General features: G+C 59.7%; 22 protein-coding genes and 1 tRNA gene. 8 read left to right on the top strand and 15 right to left on the bottom strand.

Annotation, left to right across the window (positions count from 1 at the left end; translation table 11 throughout):
- Positions 1–16 precede the first annotated feature (16 nt).
- Positions 17–92, top strand: a tRNA-Thr gene (locus tag HSDC_RS06525).
- Positions 93–481: 389 nt separating this feature from the next.
- Positions 482–967: an Hsp20 family protein gene (locus HSDC_RS06520; RefSeq protein ID WP_064699141.1), complete on the top strand. Its 486-nt coding sequence runs from the start codon at positions 482–484 to the stop codon at positions 965–967.
- Between the two features lie 352 nt (positions 968–1,319).
- On the opposite strand, the gene HSDC_RS06515 is transcribed toward HSDC_RS06520, so the two are convergent.
- Both HSDC_RS06515 and HSDC_RS06510 read right to left on the bottom strand, forming a co-directional pair.
- Entirely contained in the window at positions 1,320–2,396 is a 1,077-nt protein-coding gene (locus HSDC_RS06515) for an NAD(P)H-dependent flavin oxidoreductase (protein ID WP_064699140.1), read from the bottom strand.
- 255 nt (positions 2,397–2,651) lie between these two features.
- Positions 2,652–3,413 carry a response regulator transcription factor gene (locus HSDC_RS06510; RefSeq protein ID WP_244534447.1) on the bottom strand — a complete coding sequence of 254 codons (762 nt, stop codon included), beginning with the start codon at positions 3,411–3,413 and terminating at the stop codon, positions 2,652–2,654.
- Between the two features lie 982 nt (positions 3,414–4,395).
- Between HSDC_RS06510 and HSDC_RS06500 the strand changes: the two genes are divergently transcribed.
- Positions 4,396–5,664, top strand: coding sequence for a FecR domain-containing protein (locus HSDC_RS06500; RefSeq protein ID WP_082919973.1), 1,269 nt, complete (start codon positions 4,396–4,398; stop codon positions 5,662–5,664).
- A complete protein-coding gene (locus HSDC_RS06495; RefSeq protein ID WP_082919972.1) occupies positions 5,645–7,969 on the top strand; it encodes a CHASE2 domain-containing protein in 2,325 nt (774 codons plus the stop codon). Before HSDC_RS06500 ends, HSDC_RS06495 begins: the two co-directional genes overlap by 20 nt.
- 23 nt (positions 7,970–7,992) lie before the next feature.
- Here the strand turns inward: HSDC_RS06495 and HSDC_RS06490 are convergent, their stop codons facing one another.
- From HSDC_RS06490 to HSDC_RS06475, 4 genes are all read right to left on the bottom strand, one after another.
- Positions 7,993–8,685: an outer membrane protein assembly factor BamE gene (locus HSDC_RS06490; RefSeq protein WP_170862770.1), complete on the bottom strand. Its 693-nt coding sequence runs from the start codon at positions 8,683–8,685 to the stop codon at positions 7,993–7,995.
- 256 nt (positions 8,686–8,941) lie between these two features.
- Positions 8,942–9,217: a YrhK family protein gene (locus HSDC_RS06485; protein WP_064699136.1), complete on the bottom strand. Its 276-nt coding sequence runs from the start codon at positions 9,215–9,217 to the stop codon at positions 8,942–8,944.
- A 16-nt stretch (positions 9,218–9,233) separates the two neighbouring features.
- Complete coding sequence (locus HSDC_RS06480) at positions 9,234–11,129, bottom strand: ABC transporter ATP-binding protein (RefSeq protein WP_064699135.1); 1,896 nt, start codon at positions 11,127–11,129, stop codon at positions 9,234–9,236.
- Between the two features lie 117 nt (positions 11,130–11,246).
- Positions 11,247–12,434, bottom strand: a complete 1,188-nt coding sequence (locus HSDC_RS06475; RefSeq protein WP_064699134.1) for a M24 family metallopeptidase — start codon at positions 12,432–12,434, stop codon at positions 11,247–11,249.
- Positions 12,435–12,612: 178 nt separating this feature from the next.
- On the opposite strand from HSDC_RS06475, the gene HSDC_RS06470 reads away from it, so the two are divergent.
- The gene (locus HSDC_RS06470) at positions 12,613–13,332 is read left to right on the top strand and encodes a YebC/PmpR family DNA-binding transcriptional regulator (RefSeq protein ID WP_064699133.1); all 720 of its coding nucleotides are present in this window, start codon (positions 12,613–12,615) and stop codon (positions 13,330–13,332) included.
- A 71-nt stretch (positions 13,333–13,403) separates the two neighbouring features.
- On the opposite strand, the gene HSDC_RS06465 is transcribed toward HSDC_RS06470, so the two are convergent.
- From HSDC_RS06465 to HSDC_RS06455, 3 genes are all read right to left on the bottom strand, one after another.
- Complete coding sequence (locus HSDC_RS06465; protein ID WP_064699132.1) at positions 13,404–14,177, bottom strand: META domain-containing protein; 774 nt, start codon at positions 14,175–14,177, stop codon at positions 13,404–13,406.
- A 114-nt stretch (positions 14,178–14,291) separates the two neighbouring features.
- The gene (locus HSDC_RS06460) at positions 14,292–14,732 is read right to left on the bottom strand and encodes a DUF4399 domain-containing protein (RefSeq protein WP_064699131.1); all 441 of its coding nucleotides are present in this window, start codon (positions 14,730–14,732) and stop codon (positions 14,292–14,294) included.
- 131 nt (positions 14,733–14,863) lie between these two features.
- Positions 14,864–15,481, bottom strand: a complete 618-nt coding sequence (locus HSDC_RS06455; protein ID WP_064699130.1) for a LysE/ArgO family amino acid transporter — start codon at positions 15,479–15,481, stop codon at positions 14,864–14,866.
- Between the two features lie 97 nt (positions 15,482–15,578).
- Here HSDC_RS06455 and HSDC_RS06450 point away from each other — a divergent pair, with 97 nt between their 5' ends.
- The 3 genes from HSDC_RS06450 (at position 15,579) to HSDC_RS06440 (ending at position 17,929) form a co-directional block, all read left to right on the top strand.
- Entirely contained in the window at positions 15,579–16,448 is an 870-nt protein-coding gene (locus HSDC_RS06450) for a LysR family transcriptional regulator ArgP (RefSeq protein ID WP_064699129.1), read from the top strand.
- 162 nt (positions 16,449–16,610) lie between these two features.
- The gene (locus tag HSDC_RS06445; RefSeq protein WP_064699128.1) at positions 16,611–17,498 is read left to right on the top strand and encodes a S66 peptidase family protein; all 888 of its coding nucleotides are present in this window, start codon (positions 16,611–16,613) and stop codon (positions 17,496–17,498) included.
- 224 nt (positions 17,499–17,722) lie between these two features.
- Positions 17,723–17,929 carry a cold-shock protein gene (locus HSDC_RS06440; RefSeq protein ID WP_064699127.1) on the top strand — a complete coding sequence of 69 codons (207 nt, stop codon included), beginning with the start codon at positions 17,723–17,725 and terminating at the stop codon, positions 17,927–17,929.
- A gap of 147 nt (positions 17,930–18,076) precedes the next feature.
- Here HSDC_RS06440 and yghU read toward each other — a convergent pair whose 3' ends face one another.
- The 6 genes from yghU to HSDC_RS06410 all read right to left on the bottom strand — a co-directional run bounded on the left by yghU (position 18,077) and on the right by HSDC_RS06410 (position 25,937).
- Positions 18,077–18,946 carry a glutathione-dependent disulfide-bond oxidoreductase gene (gene yghU / locus HSDC_RS06435; protein WP_064699126.1) on the bottom strand — a complete coding sequence of 290 codons (870 nt, stop codon included), beginning with the start codon at positions 18,944–18,946 and terminating at the stop codon, positions 18,077–18,079.
- Between the two features lie 197 nt (positions 18,947–19,143).
- On the bottom strand, positions 19,144–20,418 hold the full coding sequence (locus HSDC_RS06430) for a dicarboxylate/amino acid:cation symporter (protein WP_064699125.1): 1,275 nt from the start codon (positions 20,416–20,418) through the stop codon (positions 19,144–19,146).
- Between the two features lie 265 nt (positions 20,419–20,683).
- Entirely contained in the window at positions 20,684–21,886 is a 1,203-nt protein-coding gene (locus HSDC_RS06425; protein ID WP_082919970.1) for a filamentous hemagglutinin N-terminal domain-containing protein, read from the bottom strand.
- A 53-nt stretch (positions 21,887–21,939) separates the two neighbouring features.
- Positions 21,940–23,145: a filamentous hemagglutinin N-terminal domain-containing protein gene (locus HSDC_RS06420; protein WP_064699123.1), complete on the bottom strand. Its 1,206-nt coding sequence runs from the start codon at positions 23,143–23,145 to the stop codon at positions 21,940–21,942.
- A 13-nt stretch (positions 23,146–23,158) separates the two neighbouring features.
- A complete protein-coding gene (locus tag HSDC_RS06415) occupies positions 23,159–24,865 on the bottom strand; it encodes a ShlB/FhaC/HecB family hemolysin secretion/activation protein (protein WP_170862769.1) in 1,707 nt (568 codons plus the stop codon).
- A 49-nt stretch (positions 24,866–24,914) separates the two neighbouring features.
- A complete protein-coding gene (locus tag HSDC_RS06410; RefSeq protein ID WP_064699121.1) occupies positions 24,915–25,937 on the bottom strand; it encodes a Csu type fimbrial protein in 1,023 nt (340 codons plus the stop codon).
- Between the last annotated feature and the right edge of the window lie 3 nt (positions 25,938–25,940).

The following is a 25,940-nucleotide window of genomic DNA, read 5'->3' as shown; positions in this document are numbered from 1 at the left end:
GTAATATACGCGGCGCGCCGGTGTAGCTCAGTTGGTAGAGCAACGCACTCGTAATGCGTAGGTCGGTGGTTCGAGTCCACTCACCGGCACCAGGAATCTCAACAGAAACGGCCACTTGGCGAATCATCGCGGTGGCCGTTTCTATTACCGTCTCGTCAGCTGTCAGATGGGCAACACGCTTGGCCTGCCAACACCTTGACCCGATGAGATGGTCGCCCTGCGCCAGGGGTTCTCTTGTCTCTTTCTTCTCTTTCTCCTGCCATGTTCTCCTCCCTCAGGCAGATCGTTCCCCCGCCGCAAACACTGCAACAATACCTTTCGTCATAAGAGATGAAAAAACATTATATAGAGAGGGATTGAAATCCGCATTGGCAACCAAATATCTGCTCATGCCAGACAGCCCTCCTTCGAGAGCGGTAACCGAAAAGGTGGGCAAGACTATCGAGATATGATCCCGTCAAGTGATAGGGAGGACATACCGATGAGCACAGCACTTTCACTTGAGCCGCTCTTTCGTCACTCCATTGGCTTCGATCGATTCAGCGATCTCTTCGATCGTGCCTTGGAGGGAAGTTCGACATCGACATTCCCTCCATACAACATTGAGAAGCATGGAGAAAACAATTATCGCATCGTACTGGCAGTCGCCGGCTTTTCCGAAAAGGATCTCAGCATCAGGCTGGAAAACGGCGTTCTGACGGTATCCGGCGTCAAGGATGACGAGAAGAGCGATAACAACGTGACTTACATGCATCACGGTATTGGCCGGAGTTCCTTCAAGCTGACCTACAAGCTTGAGGATCACATCGAGGTGCAAGGCGCCAATCTGGAAAACGGTCTACTGGTCATTGACCTGTTGCGTGAAATCCCCGAAGCGGAGAAACCGCGGGAGATCGAGATCAATAGCCTCAACTCGGGCCAATCCGGGGTTCAACAGATCGAATCCGACGAGAAAGATTCAGCCTGACGAATATAGAGCAGGCATTACGCCATGACATCTTTCTGGCCTCGCCTCAAGGCGGGGCCTTTCTGTACTCCTGTTCCCCATAAAGATGGGTAACAAGGCACCCATTACAGCCAAAAATACGGAAAAGGCCAACTCGCCTGCCACGAATATGCCCCATCGACAACACACCAAACAGCGAGTCATTGATGGGGCAAGCATCGTGGATAACACGATGATACGATGCCGTCCCTGGCAAAGCACGATCTCGCACTAATGTGGATATCGCGCTGCAAACTATACCCAATATGGCCGAATACCGCCTAGCAATTTTCCATGAACTTTCATGAATTCTGGCCGACTCATTTCTCTCACATCAAACCATGGATCGATCAGATACTGCCGCATTGCGCCACTCTTCTACCAACGCCTTTATCAGGGAAGCCGCTGGCAATTCCCGGGCCAAAGGAGCCCCTTGCCCCGCCCAATGCGGTGCAAAATCATGGTTATCGACGGCACCGGCTACCGCGTGCAACGCCTTGGCCGCATCATACGCCACGGGATAGTCGGGCGGTGCGGGGTCGCCGGCAGCTTCATGCAGGCGATTGACGAATCCGCGCGCGGGGCGCCCGGAAATGGAGGAGGTAATACGCGTGTGATTCGCCTCTTCGCACTTGAACCTCTCGCGATAGGCGGCATCGGCGGCGGATTCCGGACAGAGCACGAAGGCCGTGCCGAGCTGAACCGCCGAGGCTCCCAGTAGCAAGGCGGCTGCGATACCGGCACCGTCCATAATGCCACCGGCAGCGATGACCGGCCGGCGGCTGTTCGCTACCAGCAACCGAACCAGCGTCAAAGTGCCGATGCCGTCATCGCGTTCCGGATCAAACACTCCCCGATGCCCGCCAGCCTCGACTCCCTGGGCAACGAGGGCATCGACGCCTTCGCTCTCGGCTCGCTCGGCCTCTTCGAGAGAGGTCACACAAGCCAGCGTCATGCAGCCGGCTTCGCGCAGGCGATGCACCACTTCGCGACCCGGCAGCCCGAAATGGAAGCTGACGACCGCCGGTTGCTCCTCGAGCAGCATCTCGAGCATGGCGTCATGACCGACGAAGCTCTGGTAGACTTCCCGCAACGCCTCTGGTGGCCGGGCATTGAACTCGGCGAAACGCGGCGCCAGATGGTCGAGCCAGTCGGCTTCACGTCCAGCGTCGCGGTCGGCGGGGCGATGGCAGAACAGGTTGACGTTGATGGGACCATTCGTCAGTTCGCGAGTCGCGCGAATCTGCTCCCTGGCCCGGTCCACACCACAAGCTCCCAGGCCCAGCGAACCCAATCCCCCCGCCTCGGTGACTGCCGCCGCCAGTGCCGGCGTGGAAACGCCCGCCATGGGCGCCTGGATGATCGGATAACGGATACCGAGCTGCTGGCATAAAGCATCGCAGATCGACATGGCTGGCTCCCTTGGCAAATTCACATCGTCCTGACGCAGCGCGAGGACGCCGTCCGCATGGCGGCTTTCCGCTTCTTCGCCGTCCCCTTGCCGTCAGGCGCAATATATCCACGCTCTCGAGAGTACCACGCCGGGTGCACCTTGGTTCAGAGCCCGTCATTCGATGCCCGATGCCGCCTCTCCCATCCGGGTGTCTGGCAACCCGAAAGGGCGGAAACTGACCATTGTGACGCACTTCATGGTGCCTTTATCGACTCATTCATCTTCCTTCAGTCTCTGAAGACGATACCCGTAGCGATATACGGAGGACAGCTTCCAGCCATTCTCGGCATTCAGCCCCAACTTCCTCCTGAGACGATAGATATGGACATCCAGCGTCCGGGACATGGGGCTCTCCTCCTGTCCCCAGACCGTCTCATACAGGTAGGAGCGACTTAAGGGGTGATTCAGGTTGCGTAACAGCAGCAGTGCCAGTCGATATTCCTGATAGGTCAACTTCACGGGCTCGCCATGGCTCGTGATGATCTCTTCCTTGGGATATACGGTGAGATCGCCATGGCTGAAAGGCTCGTAGCGATGCTTGCTCCCCACGTGATGGCGACGCAGTGTCGTCAATACGCGCGCCACCAGCTCTTCGGAACGAAACGGCTTGCTGATGAAGTCTTCCGCACCAGCCTTCAGGGCCTCGACGACATCCCGCTCTGAATCCCGGTGAGTGACCATGATGACGGGCGGAGTCACCAGAAAGTACTCGTCCAGCCAGGCCAGAACCTCGGGACCGCTCAGGTCCGGGAGCATCCAGTCGAGAAGAACGAGGTCATAGGTTCGACGCTTGATGCCGCGAATGAAAGTCCTCGCGTCCTGATAGCAATCAATATGCCACCCTTTCTCCCAACCATCGACACGCCACCCCTTTCGGCTTTGCGCCGCCGCCGCTTCCAACAGACTCGATAGCTGATCGAGACATACAGGGTCGTCCTCAAGGATGGCTATGAATATCAAGGTGCAACTCCCCACGTGTAAACTTCACGATTCTTCACTCATCATGAACATCACACAGTATAACCAATTCGTTACACATTGAAACACCCAGACACTTTACCAAAAAATAGATAATTTCACGCAAAATAAAAAAAGCCTGGCACGGGGCCAGGCAAGAGCAGGGGGCCATAGGCGAACCTATGACATCATCATGGTAGGCAATGGCTGCCCGAGTGTTAATCCATGAAAGATGAAGAAATGAAAAACACCCATTTTCATAAAGTTATCCCACCATAACATAAAAATGATCGGTGCACGCACTGGATGGATTGAGAGCGGGAGGCAGGCTCGAGGAACTCGCACCCGAACTCTCCTGAGCGCCATATCGCCGCCGGTCTGTCTGATCTTCCAGGCGATTGACGCGACGTACAGCAGCACGTCTTTTTCCATCTTTCCACAGGAATCAACATGACCAAAGCATTAGATAAAGGCCACACCATTTCCTTTTTTAACGACTTTTAACCACTTCCCTTAAATTCAAAGACATCTAGAACACCTTGAGCCAAGAGCGTCACACGTCTTCAAAAGATCCCGAAAAGCGGTCATCGCCCCCTCATTCGTCACTATCCAAAACGGCAAGCACCACATGCTCTCCAGGCAAAAGACACTTTACCCATCAATCCCCTACGACACCCATGACTGCCAGAAAACCCCGCAAGCTGGACAACAAACCCACGCTTCAACATCAAAAGACCCTGATATTCATCATATAACACAAACCACCCTGCTTCCGTCTTGTTAAACAACTCTTTTATAACCGCACTTCGCCCCCTTTTTCATGATGAACACCTCACTTCACCAACTGCTCATCCAAAACCAGACAAGATTAAACTTTGTTAAAAAATGACAAAAAACATTTCGCTACCAGACCAGTTACCTTACCATTCCTGAAATCTACCAAGTCATAACCTTCTGACAATTGGCATACTGACGCCTCACCTTCTTGAAGGAAGGGAATATGAAAAAAAGGACTTCATTACTTCTGGGCATAACTTTTCTACTGGGGATAGCACAGGCTGATGAGAGCACCCAGACCAAGCCAGCACAAAGCGAGATTCACTATGTGCAACCAGGGGATACCCTATGGCACTTGTCCGAGGAGTATCTCGGCGATGCCAAAGCGTGGCCCCTCCTTCAAGAAGCCAATCAAATCGAGGCCCCCCGGCACATGCAGCCCGGCCTGGCGCTCCAGCTACCCTCTCTGCCCCCGCTGGCCGCTGAAGTCAGTCATCGGAAAGGTACCGCCTGGCTGGTCGAGGACGATGGCGAACGCATTCCACTGCGCAAAGGGATGACCATCGCCCCCGGCGATATCGTGGAAACCGCGAACGAGTCCTTCGTTTCTCTACATCTGCCCCATGGAGAGGATGTGGTCTTGCCTTCCAACTCCCGGATCGTCGTCAAGCGACAGGGCCGCAACGGTACACGGCTGTATCTGGAGCGCGGCGAACTGGAAGCCAATGTACCGTCGCAACACGACCACTCTGACGTGCTGCGTATCGAGACGCCGACGAGCATCATTGGGGTGCGCGGCACCCACTTTCGAGTCACCTATGTCGATGACGCCACTCTCGTCAGTACTCTGGCAGGCGAGGTCGCCTTGAGCCATGAAGGACAGACCATCAGCGTCCCCGCCGGCCAGGGAGCTCGTTCGAGCGCGGCGTCGCCCGTTCAAACGGCAGCATTGCTCCCGGCCCCGACCGTGCAGGAGGGTGGCCAGCCCTTCGACCGATCACTGCAGATCAACTTGTCGAAGGTGAAAGGTGCCGTGGCCTATCATGTGCAACTGGCTCGAGACCCCAACTTTCGAAGCATCATTCACGATAAGCGTGACACCTCGCCCACCATCATTTTCGACTCGGTACCGCAAGGCTTCTATTACGTGCGAGGCTCGGCTTTCGACTCCCTCGGCATCGAAGGCCACCAAGATCGTCAGTTGATCCTGCATCGTCCGATCGAGGCGAGCCTGGAAGTCATCGACGATGGCTACAAGTTCCACTGGACCCGTATCCCTCGCCTGGAATATCGCCTACAGTTGTCCGAAGATGCCACGTTCAGTGAACCTTTCATGAACCGATCATTCGCGACGAGTCAGGGCGTTACGTTGCGCAACCTGCCGACAGACGACTTCTTCTGGCGATTGCTGGTATCCGGTACGAGCGGGGAGCTCGCGGACTACTCCGCCGTGGTGGCCTCCGGGAGGCAAGGTGCCGCACGCCAGCCATAGCCTGTTTAGAGATCTGACCCGTACCTGGCTTCTGATCGGCTCCTTGTTGACCGTGTTCACCTGGTGGGCGGGGCAACACACTTGGCTAGCCGATACCTATGTGTATGATCGCCTGCTGACGACACAGACACACCCACCGAACGACAGCCTCCTGATTGCTGCCATTGACGGACGCAGCTTGGAAGCCCTGGGCCAATGGCCCTGGCCACGCGATATGCACGCGGACTTCCTGGATCGTCTGACCGAGAGCGGTGCCAGTGCCGTGCTCTTCGATGTCGTGTTCACCGAACCCTCATGGGAGAGTCGCCATGACCAACGTCTTGCCCAGGCCCTCGAGCGCCATGGCCATGTTTTCCTGCCCATGTTTCATGTCGAGGCCGAAGACGACCCTTCGGGTCTCCGTGGCCTGTTCCCCACCGACCTGCTACGCGACGCCGCCCGGGGCATCGGGCATATCGATATCCGAACGGATGCCGATGGCGTCGTGCGCCGCATCCGCCTGTGGGAACACCACATTCCCCAACTGACGTTGCGACTCTATCAAGACCTGATTGCGCAAGAACGGATCGAACCTGCCGACACGCTTGCCCCTTTCATGTCCCATGACGGTAATGCGCATGAGATCCGCATTCCCTATCGGGGCGGGACCTCCCACTATCCACAGGTCTCTTATGTGGACATCCTCGAAGGCCGCGTACCCCGCTCATTGCTGGCAGACCGCATCATCTTGGTCGGCGCTACCGCCAAGGGCCTGGGCGATCATCACCCCACCCCCTACGGAGGCGCCAAAGGTGGCATGCCCGGCATCGAGATTCAGGCCAACTTGCTGGATGGCCTGATGCAAGGCAACATCACCCAGGACATGCCCAAGTGGCTCGCGTCACTGCTTTCCCTCCTTTCCTTATGGCTTTTCCTGGCTCTGGTCTGGGCATTCAAGTTTCGTCATATGGCCAAGTTGACCCTGGTCATTCTGGTCATGATGCTACTGGGGGCCTGGGGGTTGCTGGCCATGGGCTGGTGGTGGCCGATCACGGCAGGCCTGTGCTCGGTCCTCGCCGCATGCATTCTCATCAGTTGGCGCTGCCAAGCCGCGGCCCTGCGCTGGTTCCAGCAGGAAATCGCTCGGCTCGAGACGGTGCCCCGCCTCATTCCCGAGCCCGCCCCCAACCCGGCACGCACAAAATGGGGGCTCAGGCTGCATCAGCGGCTCCTCTCGCTCGAGGGAGCCATCACGCGCATGCACAATACTCGTCAGTTCATTGCCGACTCGATCGACTCCATGCCCATCGCGACCCTCGTGGTGGATACGCAGGGCCGGATCATTCTTTCCAGCGCCCAGGCCAAGCGGCTGTTCCGATCGTACGGCATCGCCCAGGACGCATCGGTGCATGATCTACTGGACATCATGACGCCGGAGACCCACCCCACCGCCAGGCCGGTCAAAGAAGGCAACGAGGCACTCGGCGCACTCGACGATACGCGTTATCAGGGCGCTGACGAACGCCACTATCATCTCAAGGTCTCGCCACTGGTGACCGCTGCCGATGCCTTCGAAGTGGGCTGGCTGGTCGGGCTCGTGGATGTCACCAGCGAACGACAGGCCGAAGAGCAACGTGCCAGCCTCTTGCGCTTCCTGTCGCACGACCTCAAGGCGCCACAATCCAGCATACTGGCCCTGACCCAGCTGCAACGCACTTCGTCGTCTCCGTTGCCAGAAGCGGAGCTGCTCGACCGCATCGCGCAGCAGGCACGCAATGCACTGACGCTGACGGACAGTTTCATGCAACTGACCAAGGCCGAGTTTGGCGCCATGAACCAGGGCTTTGTGCTGCTGTCGGACGTGGTTCTGGAAGCCATCGATCAGGCTTGGCCAGCGGCGAGACAGCGATCCATCGACATCGAGAGCGACATCGAGGACGAGTGCCCGATGGAAGGTGACCGCGCCTACCTGTTGAGAGCCGTGTTCAACCTGCTGGATAACGCCATCAAGTACAGTCCACCGGATACCCGGGTGTCCATCACGGCCAAGGCTTCAACGGAACGCATTACCCTCTCGATCCAGGACCAGGGAGTCGGCATCCCGGAACAGGATCTGCCACACATCTTCGACAGCTACCAACGCAGCTCCGGCGCCAGCCTGTCAGCGGGCTACGGCCTGGGGCTGTCGCTGGTGAAATCGGTCGTGGAACGCCATGGAGGCACCATCGAGTGCCAGAGCACAGAGAAGGTCGGCACCCGCTTCCTGCTGACCTTTCCTGTCGAACTGGAGCCGCTCGACGAAGACATCGACGACGAACGACACTAGGCCACCGCTGGAGACCGCCTCCCTCAACGCGCCTGGATGGCGATGACGACCTGATCATCGAGACAGGTATCGTCGATATCGAGTCCCCGGCAAGAGGCGATGTCTTCCGAGGTGAGTGATACCCGGCCGACCGCCTCGCCATCCCGAGCCCTCAGGAAGCGTTGGACAGCCTCGCATTGAGCACGATAGCGACCAGGCTCGGGATAGCTGCCAATGACCAGCATCGGGGCATGGAAATCACGCTGCAGGATCTGTGCGAACTCCTCCAGCGCCTGGCGCCCATCAGCGGTCAAGCGCCCCTCTTCCGAGAACATCCCGACGACGGGCAGGTGGTAGCGCGGCCCCATGTCATCGCTCTCGAGCGGTTCGATCTGAATGGCCGAATAGCGCACAGCGCACTCGGCCGTCCGCCATCGGGTCTTCTCGACACGCATCGCTCCATCGAACGTCAGCTGGAACTGGCACATCCCGGTACCAGGGCGAGCGTCGCCACTGAGATCGAACAGATAGTCCCACCTCTGAGCGTTGAGCCGCCCTTCGGCGAAATGAGGACTCCCCAGCAAGTGCCGAACCTGGTCCTTCGTCATGCCGGGCTGAACCGATCTGATCGCCTGAGGCGATTCAAAGATACCTCCCCGTATGTAGGCGTCATCCGGGTCGGGAAAGCCATCGCCGCTCTCCGCTCCGGCACAGCTACTCAACATCAGTGACATCATGAGTGTGCCGCCGCATGAAACCTTTCTGACCGAGTGCGATGCTCTTTTCCTCGCCTGATAATGCTCGAGGCACATGCCGGCCGATACGCCATCGAGGGTATCCCTGTTTATTGTCATGGTACTGCTTTACCTTTTCCCCACCTTCAGGCGTCAGGATACCGTCAAACCGCCCGACATTGCAGACCACGGCCGACCCTCTCGATACCTTTCGCGGGGGTGCCTGCGACCTTCCTTCCTCCCTGTTAAACCGACCTCTTCACTGCTGCCATTCACTATCAGGGATACGCCGCAGATGAAGATGGCTGGCCAGCCGAATGGCTGGTCGCACCAGAAACTGGAAGCTGCCGATGATGAACATCCAGACCGCCAGGGTTTCCTGGCTGGGATAAAGGAAGAGCACACTGCCGACGAGAAACCAGATGGCAATGAGAAAGTCATTGGCAATGCTGAGCGTTTCATAGCGTCGGCGAATGACCAGCTCTTCATGGCCGACCTTGAGCGTCAAGGGGTCATCGACATGCGACGGTTTCATGAGGGAAATCTCCTTTTCATGATGTTATTTCTTCCATGGACCGACAATCATCCTGCTCGGCGGACTGCGAGGCATCGAGCCCCAGGAAGCCTCCCGATTGACGTCGCCACAGCGCGGCATAGAGTCCATCGCGAGCCAGCAGTTGTTCATGGCTTCCGGTTTCGACGATCTTGCCCTCGTCGATCACAACCAGGCGATCGAGCATGGCGATGGTCGACAGGCGGTGTGCAATGGCAATAACCGTCTTGCCCTCCATCAGCGCATAGAGCTGTTCCTGAATGGCCGCCTCGACTTCGGAATCCAGCGCCGAAGTCGCCTCGTCGAGCACCAGGATCGGCGCATTCTTGAGCAGTACCCGTGCGATGGCGATCCGCTGGCGCTGGCCGCCCGACAGCTTCACGCCACGCTCCCCGACATGGGCATCCAGCCCGCGGCGCCCCTGCGGGTCGATCAGGTCATCGAGAAAGCTGTCGGCATGGGCCTGGCGCACCGCCTGCTGGATAGCCTCCTCGCTGGCCTCCGGGCTACCGTAACGGATATTGTCGCGTACCGAACGGTGCAGCAGCGAGGTATCCTGGGTCACCATGCCTATGCAGCGACGCAGCGACTCCTGGGTCACCTCGGCGATGTCCTGGCCATCGATGCGGATCGCGCCGCCTTGCAGATCATAGAAACGCAGCAGCAGGTTGGCCAGCGTCGACTTGCCGGCCCCCGAGCGACCGATAAGGCCCACCTTCTCACCCGGCGCGATGGTCAGGTCCAGACCATCGAAGACGCGTCGCGCCTCGCCGTCAGGCAAGTCATAGCCGAAGCGCAACGCCTCGAATCGGATCTCGCCCCTCGGCACCTCGAGCTCGCCGGCGTCCGGCGCGTCCAGCACCGCCGGCGTGCGCGCAATGGTATTGATGCCGTCCTGCACGGTGCCGATGTTCTCGAACAGGCTCGCCACTTCCCAGAGAATCCAGTCGGACATGAAACGGATACGCATCACCAGCCCGATGGCCACCGCGATCACGCCCAAGGATACGACCTCCAGGTACCAGGCGCCCACTGCCATCGCGGCGACGCCGACGAGCAGTAGTGAGTTGAGCAGCGTCAGACTCACCGACAACCGGGTGGCCAGGCGCATCTGGCGGTGCACGGTGACCATGAACGTTTCCATGGCGTCACGCGCATAGTCCTGCTCACGGCGCGTGTCGGCGAACAGCTTGATGGTCTGGATATTGCTGTAGCTGTCCACCACTCGACCGGTCATGCGCGCACGGGCATCGGCCTGGGCCATGGAAACGTCGCGTAAACGCGGAACGAAGAACCACATGATGCCGACATACCCCGCCAGCCACACCACCAACGGTGCCATGAGCCACGGCTCGGCATTACCCAGCAACAGCATGGCGCCGGTGAAATAGACGGCGACATAGACCAGCAGGTCCATCAGCTTCATGACCGTCTCGCGAATCGCCAGCGCCGTCTGCATGACCTTCTGGGACACGCGCCCGGCAAACTCATCCTGGAAGAACGCCATGCTCTGACGCAGCATGTGGCGATGTGAAAGCCAGCGGCCAAGCATTGGATAATTGCCGAAGATGCCCTGGTGGGTCAGCAGCGACTGCAACAGCACCAGCAAGGGCAACCCCACGACGACCAGCAGCCCCATGCCGGCAAGACGCCAGCCATGCTCGGCGAGAAAGCCTTCACGCTCGGCACCGGACAGCCAGTCGACCAGCTCGCCCATGTAGTGGAAGAATACCACCTCGGTAGCCGACACCAGGGCAGTGGCCAGCGACATGGCCACCAGCAGGCCGGCCACCGGCCGGGAGAAGTGCACAATGAAGGGCAACAGCCCGCGCGGCGGCACCCGAGGCTCACCCTCGGGGTACGGATTCACCAGATTCTCGAAGTAGCGGAACATAGCGGCACTCTCGAATGAAGAAGGACGGGCACTGCAAGCCTGCAATGTAGTTCCTCAACTTAACTTGAGGTCAATACTCTGGATCGCGCTCGCTCGGGAATGCCGCCATGACCTCGATCAGCACGGCGTCACCAGGCGCCAGTCATTGTCGGTCAAGGCCACGCCTCCCTCGGGCGTGATCCTGACCGTATCGCTCAGGCCGATGCCCCACTCACCCGGCCGTCGCAGACAAAGCGGCAGATGAAAGACCATGTCGCTCTCGAACACGTGCATCTGCCCTCTCGCGATGAAGCCCGTCCCTTCGACCCAGCTCGGCGGGAACTGGGCGCCCACGGCATAGCCGAAGACACCGGAAAAGAATACCTGCTCGCCGTGAGGCACCAGCACCGCCTCGGCGGCACGCGCCGCCTCGTCGAAGGTGTTACCCGGTCGCATGGCCGCGCACAGGACTTCCCCGATCTCCCGGCACAGATCTCCGAGCGCCAGCATGTCGCGGCTGGGATCGCCCGCCACGGCCGTCCTCATCATGGGGGCTGTGTAACGCTGGAAGGCCGAGCCGAACTCCAGGAACACCGGCTCGCCAGGCGCGATCGTCCGCCGCTTGTGGTTGACGTGAATGGTGCCGGTACGATGTCCGCTGGTCACGATGGGCTGCAGGCTCATGAACTCGCTTCCCGCTGCCAGCATAGCCCTGGCCCCCTCGGCCGCGACATCGCTGTCGGTGACGCCGGGCGCGATGATCGACTCCGCCGCACCTAGCCCCAGAGACGTGATTCGAGCGCTTTCACGCAGGCACTCGAGCTCCGCTGGACTCTTGACGATCCGTACCCGGTCGAGCAGTTCACCGCCGTCATCGCGGAAACGTGATGCTCCGAGCCTGGCCTGAAGCTCACGGATCACCCCGAAGCGCAAACCGGCACCGAACGTATCCAGACCAATGACGCCATGGGGGGACAGCGTCTCGGCCAGCGGCTCGACGACCTCGTCGAAACTCTCCCAACGGTAGCCGAGCATCTCGTCGACCATGGCGGTGACCACTGCCGGCCCGGTCTCGATCGAGGGCACCTGCAGCACCAGGCGCTCGCCGGTCACCACCAGGCAGGCATGCACCGAAACCTCGAAGGTGTGATAGCCGGTCAGATAGTACAGATCGGCCGGGTCGGTGAGCAGCAGCGCCTCGATGCCCCTCTCGCGCATCCGACGACGCACCTCGAAGCGGCGCCTTTCGAACTCATCCGGCGGAAACGGCAACTCGCTTCCCTGTCGGGTCGTGGCGAGGGCATGACGATAGGCCCGATGATCCATGGTTGCTCTCCCAGCAACGGCTCTTCTCCGAGGAATTCTCTGGCATGAATGCCCGCGCGGCTCGATACGCACGCCATACCAGTGTAGGCAGTCGTTCCGGGAAGCCGAAATAAGACTGTTCCCACCTCCTGCGGTTTCGTAGAATCCTGCACAACATTAGCGGCAACAGGACAACGCAATGGGCAGGGCCTTCCAGAACCGCAAGGAATCCATGGCCAAGACGTCGGATGCCAAGGCCAAGGTATACGGCAAATATGGGCGCGAACTCTATGTATGCGCCAAGCAGGGAGGCAGCGACCCTCATGCCAACCTCGCGCTGAGGGGACTGATCGAGCGCGCCAAGAAAGCCCAGGTGCCCGCACATGTCATCGACAAGGCCCTGGACAAGGCCAGAGGCGGCGGTGGCGAAGACTACTCTCCGGCACGTTACGAGGGCTTCGGTCCGGGCAATGCCATGGTCATTGTCGAGTGTCTGACCGATAACCCCAACCGCACCATCGGCGATGTCCGCACCTGCTTCACCAAGTGCAAGGGCAAGCTCGGCACCCCCGGCAGCGTCAGCCACATGTTCGACCACTGCGCGATTCTCGCCTTCGATGGCGAGGACGAGGAAGCAACCCTCGAAGCGCTGATGGAAGCCGATGTCGATGTCACCGACATCGAGAACGAAGCGGGACATATCACCGTCTTCGCCCCTCACACCGAATATGCCAAGGCCAAGCAGGCCTTGCTCGACGCCTTCGGCGAGCTGGAATTCGAAATCGACGAGATCCAGTTCGTACCCCAGACCACCACACCGGTGGAAGGCGATGATGTCGCCCTGTTCGAAAAGCTGCTCGACATGCTCGACGACCTGGATGACGTGCAGAACGTCTATCACAGTGGCGAGTTGCCTTGAGCGCCTCGCAGAACGCCAGCGCAAAAAAGGCCGGCCCCAGGGGCCGGCCGGATCAGGGTCGACGGTAGCGTTTACGTGAGGTGTTGCACCACGAACTGCGCCAGCAGTTCGCCTTCGTCGTTGTAGAGTTCCAGCCTGTCGGCCAGCACTCGATAAGACGTGGTTTCCTCCAGGGCCGCCAGGAAGCGCGACTCCACATTCGCCTCGTTCATGCAGGCCATGCGCGTGGTCGCCAGAGGACCGAAGCTCAATTGGTCATCTTCCAGCTGGTAACGGCCCGAAAGCTGGTTGCAGCCCGTGGCCCCGGCCACCCTTTGCTCTTCGGGATGCAGCACCAGATGCGCCTCGCGCTGCCCTTGTGTCGTCTCGACGGGCTCGCCCCGCAACTCGGTAAGCCTCCAGTAGCTGTTCTCCAGCGTCTCGGTGACAAAGCCATCGGTACGCTTCAGGGTATAGTTCAGGGAAGATTCGATCTCGTTGCCTTCAAGATCCAGGGCTTCCAGGGTGGCAGCATCCCGCACGCGCCACAGTCGAGCGCCCTCGTCGTCCGTCAGGGTGAGCGTCTTGCCGGCACCATCCAGCGACCACTCGCCCTTCTCGTGGAAACGGTTGGCCTCGTCACTGCCCAGATAGACCGTCTCCAGGGTATAGACACCATCCTCGAACAGCGATAGATGATAGCGAATGCCGGGGCAGTCGGCGCATGGCAGCGTCCCCCGGAAACTGGCCGGCAACTCGCCCAGCGCTGCCTCGGCCTTCTCGTTCCCCGAGCGCTCCACGGCAGCACAACCGACCAGAAGTGCGGCGGCCAGCAGAAAATAGAAAAAAAGAAACATCCGTTTCATGGTCAATCATCCTAGTAGTGACAAGACATGTTCCTTGGACAGCATCACGGGCAAAGGTTCGTGCCAACCGCACCTTCGCGGATCGACCGCCAGACGCTCACTCGGCGGTGACGCTCACTCGACGGTAATGGTGATGGACTCCGAATGCACCGCCGGATCGAAACTGATATGGCGATAGTCCATGAACAGCAATTGCAGGGTGTGCTCGCCCGGCGAGAGGTCGAGCGTGGTCTGGGTCTGACCGCCACCGAAGTGCAGTGTCTGATCAGTGGCAGGGAGCGGCGAGGCGAGATCCACGTCATCCAGCGGCTTGTCGATCAAGAGGTGATGATGGCCGGTATTCTCGACCTCGATGCCCGCCGGCGCGACGCCCATGCCCTCGAGCCCCATGCGCACGGTCACGGGACTCGACACGGTGGCGCCATCCTGCGGCGAGATGAAATACACATTGGCATCTTCCGGTGGCGCCGCGGCCTCGACGTCAGCCATTGCCGGTGCAGCCAGCAAGGCACTGCCGAAAAATGCGGTAGCGAGCAGAGATATCACGCGCGACATGACAAAACCTCCTCCTGTCGATCGAGCTCGTCATGCGCATCGATGCCGCACATGAACAGAGCACGAGTGTCTTCGGGGCAAATGCTTCAGAGCACTCCCAGTGTAGCAGTCTCCCTCAAATGAATAAGTCTTTATTGATACACCCCCAGTCCCTCGCCTGCCAATTGCAAGGCGATGACGGCCATCATCACGCCAATGCCACCATCGATCAGGCGCCAGGCCAGAGGCCGTGACAACCAGGACGACAGCAGGGCTCCCCCCCAGGCCAGCAAGCTGAACCATGCCACCGAGGCGCTACCGGCACCGACCACGAAGGCAACCGCACTTTCCTGCTGCGCTCCCACCGAAGGAATCAGCAGCAACGTGTCCAGGTAGACTTGGGGGTTGAGCACCGTAACCGCCAGGGTAGCCAGCAGCACATGGACCAGCCCGCGCCTCTCGGCCTCGGCACGCTCCAGCCCGTGGCGACCCGTGGCGGCGCGATACATCCCCTGCAACGCCAGCCAGGCCAGAAAAGCCACTCCCAGCCAGCGCATTATCGCCAGGGCCTCGGGGACTGCCAGCAGAAGCCCGCTGACTCCGAACATGCCGGCGGTCACCAGCAACAGATCCGTGCTCATGCACAGCCCAGCCGACCACCAGTGATACTCGCGGCGCACAGCCAACCCCAGGACATAAGCGTTCTGGGCACCGATGGCGATGATGATACCTCCGCTCACCAACAACCCGGTCAGATAACTCTCTAACATCGACATCGTCCTTCTCTGGCTTGCCATCACTCCGCCAGATTAACGACATGCTGTTATACTAAAAAATCATTCTGCTAATAACGCATTAGTTTTGCTTATGCTCGACTACAAACTGCTCGAAGCCCTGGCCACTGTTCTGGAAGTCGGCGGCTTCGAACGTGCCGGGGACGTGCTGGGGTTAACGCAGTCGGCAATTTCGCAACGCATCAAGGCTCTCGAGGTACGGCTCGGCCAGCCCGTGCTGGTGCGTCATCCACATCTGGCAGCGACCCCGGCCGGCCAACGTCTGCTCAATCACTATCAGCGGGTGTGCCTGCTGGAGCGCGAGCTGGGCCATGCCCTGCCAACTCTCGAGGTCGCCTCGCCACGCCTGAGAATCGCCGTGAATGCCGACAGCCTGGTGACCTGGTGGGCATCGGCGGTCAGCGACTTCTGCCAGCGCGAGGACGTGCTGCTGGATCTGGTGATCGAGGACCAGGACGTGGGGCTCAAGCGACTACGAGATGGCGACGTGGCCGCCTGCCTGTGCGCCAGCGACCAGCCGATCGCCGGCGCACGCTGCGTACCGCTGGGCACGATGGCCTACCACCCGATGGCCACGCCGCGCTATATCGCGCGATATTTCCCTGACGGCCCGACCGAAAGCGCCTTTCGCCGCGCGCCCGCCATCGTCTATGGCCCCCATGATCAGTTGCAGCATCGTTTCCTCGCCCGGTTCGGCTATCACGGCCCCTTCCCCTACCATCTCTGCCCGGAATCGGAAGGCTTCGTGCGCCTGGCCAGTGCCGGGATGGGCTATGGCATGATGCCGATGATGCAGGTTCGAGAGCCGGTCGAGCGGGGCGAGTTGATCAGCCTCGCCCCCGGCCACGCCCTGGAGGTTCCCCTCTACTGGCACTTCTGGCGACACAGCGGCACACTCCTGGAGCGCCTGACGAGCACGCTGCGCGCGGTACATCTGACCTGAGGCGGCTCGCCGCGAGGGCATCATGCGCGATGCCACGGCAAAGCGCTTCGAGCAGGCCTTCACCATCCACCCCGCCCCTGACCACGACACACCGCCCCGTGACAGCCGACCGCATCCCGCCGACAATACCGGGCTGTGCCCTTCGCCCCACGAGGAGTCTTCATGCCGCTCGCCGTCAGCCTCATCGCCCCGTCGTCTTACACCGCCCCCGAGGCCATCGATGCCGGCATTCGCGGCCTGGAGGCACTGGGCGCCGAAGTCCACTACGATGAGCCGCTGCAGACACCGAAGCGCTACCTCGCCGGCAGCCGCGAGCATCGCCTGGCCCAGCTGCACGCCGCCTTCGACGCTCCCGAGACCCAAGCGGTATGGGCAGTGCGCGGAGGCTACGGCGCCGCCCAACTGGTCGACGGCATCGACTGGTCGCGACTCGCGCGTTCGAACAAGCCGCTGATCGGCTATTCCGATGTGACGGTGCTGCTCGATCACGGCCACCGCCACGGCGTGCCGGCCATCCACGGCCCAGTGGCCAAGGCCGCCGTCGGCGTGCTCGAGGGCGAGGCCGACAAACGGGACATCGTGCGACGCCAGTTCGAGGAGACCCTGGCGCTGATTCAGGGGCCGACACCTCTCGACTACCCCCTGGCACCCTACGCGGATGCTCCAGCCACCCTGGAAGGGCCTGTCGTGGGCGGTAATCTTGCCACGCTCGCCAGCCTGATCGGCACCCCGGCGGGCTTTCGCGCCCCACCCGGTTCGCTGGTAATCCTCGAGGACGTGGGCGAGCCCTACTACCGCCTGGAACGCGCGCTGTGGCAGCTGGTGCACGGCGGAGCCCTGGACCGGGCCGCCGCGGTGTGTCTGGGCACCTTCGAGGGCTGCCGGCCCTATGGCGACACGCCGCTGGAAGCCATCGTCGCCGAGACCCTGACCCCGCTCGGGCTGCCGCTCTACACCGGCCTGCCGAGCGGCCACGGCCTGCACAACCGCCCCTGGCGCTATGGCGCCATCGGCCACATCACCGACGAGCGCCTCATCATCGGGGGCTAGCCCGTGCCCTACCAACTCAATACCACCAGAAAAATAGTATGCGAAAGTCTTTGACCTGAGCGAGACAGCGTGACACTGTGGCGTCAGTTGGTAAGCAAGCAGCATGGTTCCAGAAGCATTCGATCCTTTTCGACCGCCTGTAATTGTATTTCTTGTTGTACCCGCTACTGATCCTGGGTAATACCAGAAACTTTACAAGGCGCTTAGCGCGAGAGGATTTTCAAATGACGACTGGTACCGTCAAGTGGTTCAACGATTCCAAGGGTTTCGGCTTCATTTCTCCTGCCGACGGCAGCGACGACGTGTTTGCCCACTTCTCCGAAATTCAGGCTGAAGGCTTCAAGTCCCTGCAGGAAGGTCAAAGCGTCTCCTTCGACGTGACCCAGGGCAAGAAAGGCCTTCAGGCCTCTAACATCAAGTCTCTCGGCTGATCCCAAAGATCACGAGAGCACGCGAACCCTCGCGGTTCGTTGAACGGGGCCCGCACATGCGGGCCCCGTTTCGTTGTGGCCGCGTGCCCGTTACACAGGCGCCGCCGGCCTCGGGCCCACGGCGCTCGCCAGGTCAGATCCGGCGGATCAAGAGCTTATAACGTCCTGCGTCTTGTGCTCGAAGTCGCTGGCGTCGTGGCGCTCGTGAAGCTGCAGCTCCGGCTCACCGAAGGTCCGGTTGACCATGCGCCCTCGCTGCACCGCCGGACGCGCATCGATCTCCTGTGCCCAGCGCACCACGTTCTCGTAGGTATGCACCTGCAGGAACTCGGCAGCATCGTAGAGACGCCCCAGCACCAGCTGGCCGTACCAGGCCCAGTTGGCCATGTCGGCGATGCTGTACTCATCGCCGGCCAGGTAGCGGTTCTCCGCCAGATGGCGATCGAGCACATCGAGCTGGCGCTTGGTCTCCATGGCGTAACGGTCGATGGGGTACTCGAGCTTCACCGGCGCATAAGCGTAGAAGTGACCGAAACCGCCGCCCAGGAAGGGCGCGCTGCCCATCTGCCAGAACAGCCAGTTGAGTGCCTCGGTCCTCGCCATGGGGTCTTTGGGCAGGAAGTCGCCGAACTTTTCTGCCAGATAAAGCAGAATTGCGCCCGACTCGAAGACCCGGGTCGGCTGCTCGGTGCCGTGGTCCATCAGCGCCGGAATCTTGGAGTTCGGATTGACGTCGACGAAGCCGCTGCCGAACTGATCACCGTCGCCGATCTTGATCAGCCAGGCATCATATTCCGCCCCCGCATGGCCTTTCGCCAGCAGTTCCTCGAACATCACCGTGACCTTGACGCCATTGGGCGTGGCCATCGAATAGAGCTGGAACGGATGCTCGCCGACCGGCAGCGTCTTGTCATGCGTAGGCCCGGCAATCGGGCGATTGATGCTGGCGAACTGGCCGCCACTCTCCTGGCGCCAGGTCCAGACCTTCGGCGGGGTGTACTCGGTATCTTGGCTCATGGGAATTCCTGTACGAGTGCGTTGCGGGCGCGACGATGCACTCGCCATGCATCGCCGCTCACCTCTGACAGGGAAAAGATAGCCTGTTAAAGGTTACCTTTCGACCCCTCGCAACACGCCACCGCCACTCGTCTGCTCCACGCTGAGTGTCAAGAGGCGGATCAGCGCCCATGGACCGAATGGATCGTGTCTGACCTTCAGGATTTGCAGGTCGCATCGGTCTCCGCGCTCTCCGACGTGCCGATGCGCTCGTTCTCGCTGCGACCGATCAGCGCGGTGCCAACCAGGTCACCCGTCACGTTTAGCGCCGTACAACCCATGCCGACCAAGGCATCGATGGCGGTGAGCAACGCCACGGCCTGGATGGGCAGGCCCACCTGGGAGAACACCGTGGCGATCATCACGATGCCGGCACCGGGCACCCCGGCGGTACCCACCGAGATCAAGGTGCCGACCACCACGATCTGCAGCATGCTGGCAAGGTCCAGTGATGCGCCCGCCACATTGGCGGCAAACACCGCCGAGATGGCAATGCGGATCGCTGCCCCGTCCATGTTGAGTGTTGCCCCCAGCGGCAGACTGAAGCCATAGAGGGTCCGGGAAAGCCCCAGCCGACGCGCGGCCTCGAGGGTCAACGGCAGCGTACCGGAGCTGCTCTGAGTGGCAAAGGCCGTGGCCATGGGCGTGCGTGCCTCACGGAAGAAAGCACCCAACGGCACGCCGAAGCCCTTCAACAAACCGAGATAGACCAGCAAGTGAACGGCCAGCGCCACGTAGAGCACCACGACCATGTCACCGAGCGACAGCAGCGTGTCGATACCCTGCTCGGCCACGGTACCCGCCACGATGGCGAACACCCCGATCGGCACCACATGCAGGATGCCACTCATCACCTTGAGGGTCACAGCGTTGAGCGCCTCGATCAGCCCCGCCAGTCGCTCGCCCAGCTCGCTGCGGCTATCGGACTGTCGCAGACGGGCCACGGCGAGGCCGAAGACCATGGCGGTAAAGATGATGCCAAGCAGGTCCTGCTCGGCGAAGGCCTCGATGATATTGGTCGGCACGATGCCGAGCACGACCGACAGGATGCCTGGGTTCTCGGGCACCGACACCGACTCGGCCCCCTCCAGCGACATCCCCTCGCCCGGCGACAACAGGGTCGCAACGCTCAGCCCGACGATGATCGCCAGCGCCGAGGTGGCCATGTAATAAAGGAACACCTTGCGACCGATGCGCCCCAGACTACCGGCTCGCCCCTGATTGATGCCGGCCATTAAGGTGAACAGCACGATCGGCAGGATGATGAACGTCAACAGCCGCATCAGCAGCTCGCCCAGCGGCGCCAGCGCCTCGCCGACAGCCGGGCCACCGACCAGGCCGACCACGGCACCCAGAATCAGGGCAAGGGTGACCCGCAGTATCAGCGACGTATCGCGATAGCCGCGCCACAAGGATGTCAAAGGCGTGGACATGGGGGCTCCTCAGAAATGAACAGGCGCCGCGAACCATAGGCCCACGGCGCCTTTCGTGCAATGGGAGCACGCCTCGTCATGGAAATGATGGGGGCTGACTCTCCCCGAGCGGAAGGCCTGACAGACCCGGTAGAAACAAGGATGGCGGCTATAGCGCGGCGCTCTGCATGCGCAGACGGCTCGTCGGTCCTTCCCTAGAGATCATCCCCTGCTAGCCGCGGGGAATCGTCGCCGCGAATGCCTCCGCCCCCTGCAATGAAGAGGATCAGATAGCCCCAGTCCCTTCCTTGAGGCTACCCCCAATCCCCAGGAGCCAGCCGGGGCGGTCGCCCTCAAAAGTGCCGCCCGTCTCGATACTGCCCCAGAAGTTGGTGGGACCGAACCAGGAATTGTCATCAAGGCTCAGATCACCGGCCGTGGCGATACGACCATGGTCATTGTTCAAGTGATGAACCGTCATGCTCATGTCATCAGTACTGGCAATCGTGCCATGGTTATTGTTGACATCCTGAGTCGTGATGATCTGCATCTTCGCGTCTGACTTGATGGTTCCCGTATTATTCAGGTTCCGGGCATGGACGATCTGATCGCCACCACTATGCACAAAGCCGTCCACGACCACATTGCCATAGGCATCAATATTCAAACCATTGTTCGCCATGATATCGCCGTCGACGTTCACACCAACGCCCACCTGGTTATCGGTCGACAGGATACGGATATTGTTGGCACGAATACCGCCCAATGCCGCAACGTCGATCGCGACGTCGGGGTGCACGGCACTGTCGCCTGCATCAATGGCAGCCGTGCCCGCGGACATGAAACCATGGCCCGCCAAGGCGGCAACGTTCTGGCCGGTGACAATGCCATCGATGAACAGTTGGTTGGCCGCCAGGGTCAAGGCGGATGTATCGGAGGCATCCAACCCTTTTTCGCCCACCTCGAGGATACCGGAGACCGCGAAACCGTCCAGCGTATCCTGAGAAATACGCGATTCCCCCGCTACCAGAGTCGCTTGGTTCACATTGCTGAACGAGCAGCCGTTGCAGGAAACGCCATTGGGATTGGCGATAATGACGTGCGCATCCTGCCCTACCAATTCGACAGCCCCGTTCAGCGAAGAGCCCGCCGATCCCACGACCTCATTCAGGATGACCGAAGCGCTTCCCTTGGCGAGGTTGGCATTCCCGGCGATATCGCTACCCAACAGGCTAGACGCCCCTCCTGTAGAGGAGTTATTGAGAACGACTCCGGAATGAGAAACATTGAAGTCCGTATATTTGTTGTGAGACAGCCCGTTCTTATCCGGCGTGGCGATGTTGATGACATCAACACCGGAAGGCTGATGGGAAACGTCCACCCCAGCATTCGGGACAGTCGCAATGCCTCCCGCCAAGGCCGCCAGGGGCATGACAAGAGACGACAACCCCGCGACAACCGACAACGAGAAACGCAAGTTCTTTTTCATGAAAACCACTCCCTTAAATGTAACGTCCCTTAAATATCAAGGTCGCTTAAATGTTAACTGCCTGACTCAACGACACCACCGATATTATAAAGCCACCCCGGCACATCTCCGGTGATCACTTTTGCCGACTTGATGCTCCCAAACGTGTTGTTGATACCAAACCAGGTATTATCCTCTAGAGACAGGGCGCCATAAGATTGAATATCGCCCCCGACATTGGAAATATGATGCGCAGAAAGGTCCATAGTGTCTTGAGAGGCTATTCCACCGCCGACATTGTCGATGGTGTCTTGTGCCTTGGCGAGCAACTCCCCCCCGGACTGCATAGTGCCGCGGTTACGCACGCTGTTCTCAGTCAGCAGTTCCATGCTGCCGGTTGAGTCCAGCAGCCCACCGATATTGATGTCGCCATAGGAATCGATGTCTATACGCCCTCGAGACGCGTATTCGGAACTGGTCAGCATATGGCCGTCAACATTGACGCCGATGCCTCCCCGGTTACCCGATACCAGCTGAATATTGGCGGCGCGAATCCCTCCGAATTTCGCCACATCAATGGCGAACGTCGGGAACTGCCCCGACGCATCCGAGGAACGGATACTACCGTCCGGACGCAGATGCCCCCTGTTGGCCACCAGATTGACGTTATTGCCCTCGATCGTCCCCTCCACGAGAATGGCATTCGCCATAAGATTGAGCTCATCGGTACCAGAGGCATCCATCCGCTCGCCTCCGGCGACGGTGATCTTGCCGTCATCGATCCGGTACCCCTGGAGTTCGCCATTGAAGGTATCCGGCGCGCCGGCCACCAGATCGAGCTGGTCAATATGCCTAAATCGGCATCCATTGCAGGCGATTCCGTTAGGGTTGGCCAGAATGACCTTGGCATCGGCGCCAGCCAGTTCCAGCGCCCCCCCCAGCTGACTGGCATTCGCGCCTACCACCTCATTCAGGATGACGCTTGCGGCATGGCCACCGAGATTGGCGTTGCCCGCGATGGCCCCCGCCAGTTCCGTCTGAGTCCTGACCGTCGAGTTGTTCAGCACCACGCCATTGGGGCCAACATTAAAGTCGGTATACGTATTGTGGGAAATGCCGTTGGCATCAGGCGCCACGATATCGACAAGAGTGGTACCGTTCTCAGCCAGTGAGACGGAAGTGCCGGATTGCGCGGGGTTAATGGTGATGCCGGCCGCCAGCGCGCTTGACGACAGGGCAACGCCTGCTCCCACCAGCAACAGTGAACCTAAGGTTTTCATAGCCAGTCTCTATTCAGATGTCATAACGAAGGTTGAAATATAGAGGATCTTCATCCCTGAAGCCCTCAGGATGATCCAATGATTTTGCGTATGTGATTTCCAGTGAGAGATTTCCTCCTTTCAGTCCCAGCGTTGAAGATGCCGAGGAGAGTCTCCCCGAGTAAGTATCGTTATAGAGCTCTCCCTTGGCATGCCCGATGTCATACCCCAGTCCGACATAGGCGCTGTCGACCAAGCTCTCCCAGCCGTCAGCGGCATGAAAACGATGCACCAGCGACACCTGGTTTCGTGAATAGACCCCTGTACTGCTGCTGGTCAGTTGATCTCTGAACCCACGAACCGATGCGCTCCCGCCGGCACTGAACTTGACGGGACTTGGCAAGACATCGTCCGAATACTGGGCAACCAGCAGCGTTTCGTAGGTAATATAAGCGTTCTTGTCGATGAACCAGGGATACAGAAGACTTCCCGCCAGATTGAAACGATCATACGACAGCCGCACGTCGCCCAACGCTTCAGCGTTATCATGATCGGCCCCCAGCGCATTGATGCCCTTGGCCCAATTCAGGCTGCCGTAATAGGTCCCATTGCCAAGATACCCACTGCGGGAAAGGCCAAGCAGCGCCTCGCTCAGGTCGAAGCTCGACAAGTCCAGCTTGATGTTTTCAATGAAGTTCTCGGACTCGATTTTGTTGACCCCGCCCATGACGGAGGTTTTGCCATTACCGTCACGCTGCACAACGCGCTCGAGTCGAAGCTGCTGAAAGGTACTTTTCCCCGTGTTATCAAATGCCAGCACATCAGCCAGGCGCAGGGGCACCCTCGCTTCCTGCTCTTGATAGGTGTAAGAGAACAGCCACCAGCCAAATGGAATGCTGTAACGGCCACCGACCTGCGTCAGTTCCCCCTGGTCGTTCACGCCATCCAGCGACTTCTCTCCGGACAGAGACAATTTATCCGCCAGCCCCAGCGGGCTGTCGTAGGATAGATCCCAGACAGCACGATGACGCCCGGTGGACGCTTGTCCAGAATTGTCATACTCAATGCCAAGCTCAAGCGGAAAATCTCTCGTTCCCTTGACATCAATGCGACTCGTGCCCAGAGCGCCCCCCGGGGCAATATCGACGGAGGTAGTGACGCTATCCAACCTGGAAAGCTGATCCTGCAGTTGCTCCAGGTCACGAATGTTCAAGGCATGGCGCCGTTCGGGAAGAAGCATCCGTAGCTCGGAATCCGACAGAATGTCGGAGGAGACTTTTTCGATTTTTCCCTCGACAACCGTCAGCTTCAAGATATTCCAGCGACGCGGAGACAGTTGTTGCTCCCCAAAATAGACCTTGGTGGTCAAAAACCCCGCATCGATGTAGCGAAGGGTCAGGTCCCTGCGCGCCTCATTCAGCTCGGAGAGCGTCAAGCAGCGATGCTCATAGTGACCGATGCCGTCTCGCAGCTCCTGGCGTGTCAATGCAACATTGCCGGATATCTCGACCCTTTCAACAGGAATGCACCTTGCCGCATCGGCCTGACCCTCAGATGGCGTTTCGCTTTTTTCCTCCTTCCTTTTCCCGGTCGTGAAGGATCTTGATTTTTCTATCTGCTGTAACTGATGGCGTTGATGCTCGAGCAGATCCTGCTGACGCGATTGATACAGGCTATTGCTGCCCGCAGTCGACTGGCCCCAAACGGAGGCCGAAACCGTCAACAGGAGAATGAACGTCATAGAGAGAAGAGGCCGATAGGCCTTACGGCCTACCGACTCCTCGAGAGGTTTAGTAGGCGACATCGACAACCACGCTATCCTGGTAAATGCCGCCCGAAGGGGTACTCTGATCTTCCAGTATCTTGGCGGTATAACGATACGCCTGAGGGTTCAGCCCATCGGCTTCCCCAGGATTGACACTGGCATCGGCACTGTCGAAGCGTTCGCTGCCGGTATTCCCCCAGCGCTCTCCTGTGGTGCCGTCCCCCTTATAGATCTCGTACTTGATGGCTTGAGTGCCATCCGTCTTTTGCATGCTCCGCACGCCATCGACAGGATGATTGCCATCGCTCAACCCCACCGAATAGGCTTCCCCCTTGGCACACTGTACTTCAATGCGCTGTTGCACGGGGTCGAACTCGCCTACCAGAGGCGCCGAGCCAAAGTCGATATTCGGCGCATCGATGCGGCAGTCCTTCGTAACGTACAGTTCAACGGTGACATTCGAGACTTCTCCCGTTCCCAGATTAACCGGCGTGTTGCATATGCCCAGTATTGCACATTCTACGACAAGCCCAGGGCTGGTATCCCAGCCAAGACAAACCGAACCAATGCCAACTCCCTGGCAGACCTGCCAGTACCATCTGATAGGAATGGTTGCCACATAGCGGCCCGCCGACACGTTCGCCCCCGGAACTGTCTTCATGTAAATGGGCACCCCTTGACTGGAACCGCCCAAGTCAATGATCGAGAACCCGGTAAACTCCTGTGTCTCTGTCGTCATGGGCTGCGTACGACCTGCATCCATATAGAGCTCAAGCCCGATCTTTTCGGAGGGATCAGCATGATTTACCAGTTCATAAGGGCCAGCGGACTCCAGCTTCGCAAATACCCAACGAACTCCGGCAAGCCCGAGGTTCCCTCCGCATTGCATCCCACCAGCCGCACTAGCGGTCAGCGCCGCCTCGTATACATCCCACGACGGAGTAGACCCAAAATCTCCTGAACCCACCGTGGTGTTACACTCAGCCCAGATGAGCGAACTCCAGGTCCAGCCGCAGAGCGCGGCCAATATCAATACAATCCGACGCATGAT

Source organism: Halomonas caseinilytica (genome assembly GCF_001662285.1).
GTDB lineage: Bacteria > Pseudomonadota > Gammaproteobacteria > Pseudomonadales > Halomonadaceae > Halomonas > Halomonas caseinilytica.
This window is presented reverse-complemented; position numbering and strand designations above follow the sequence as displayed.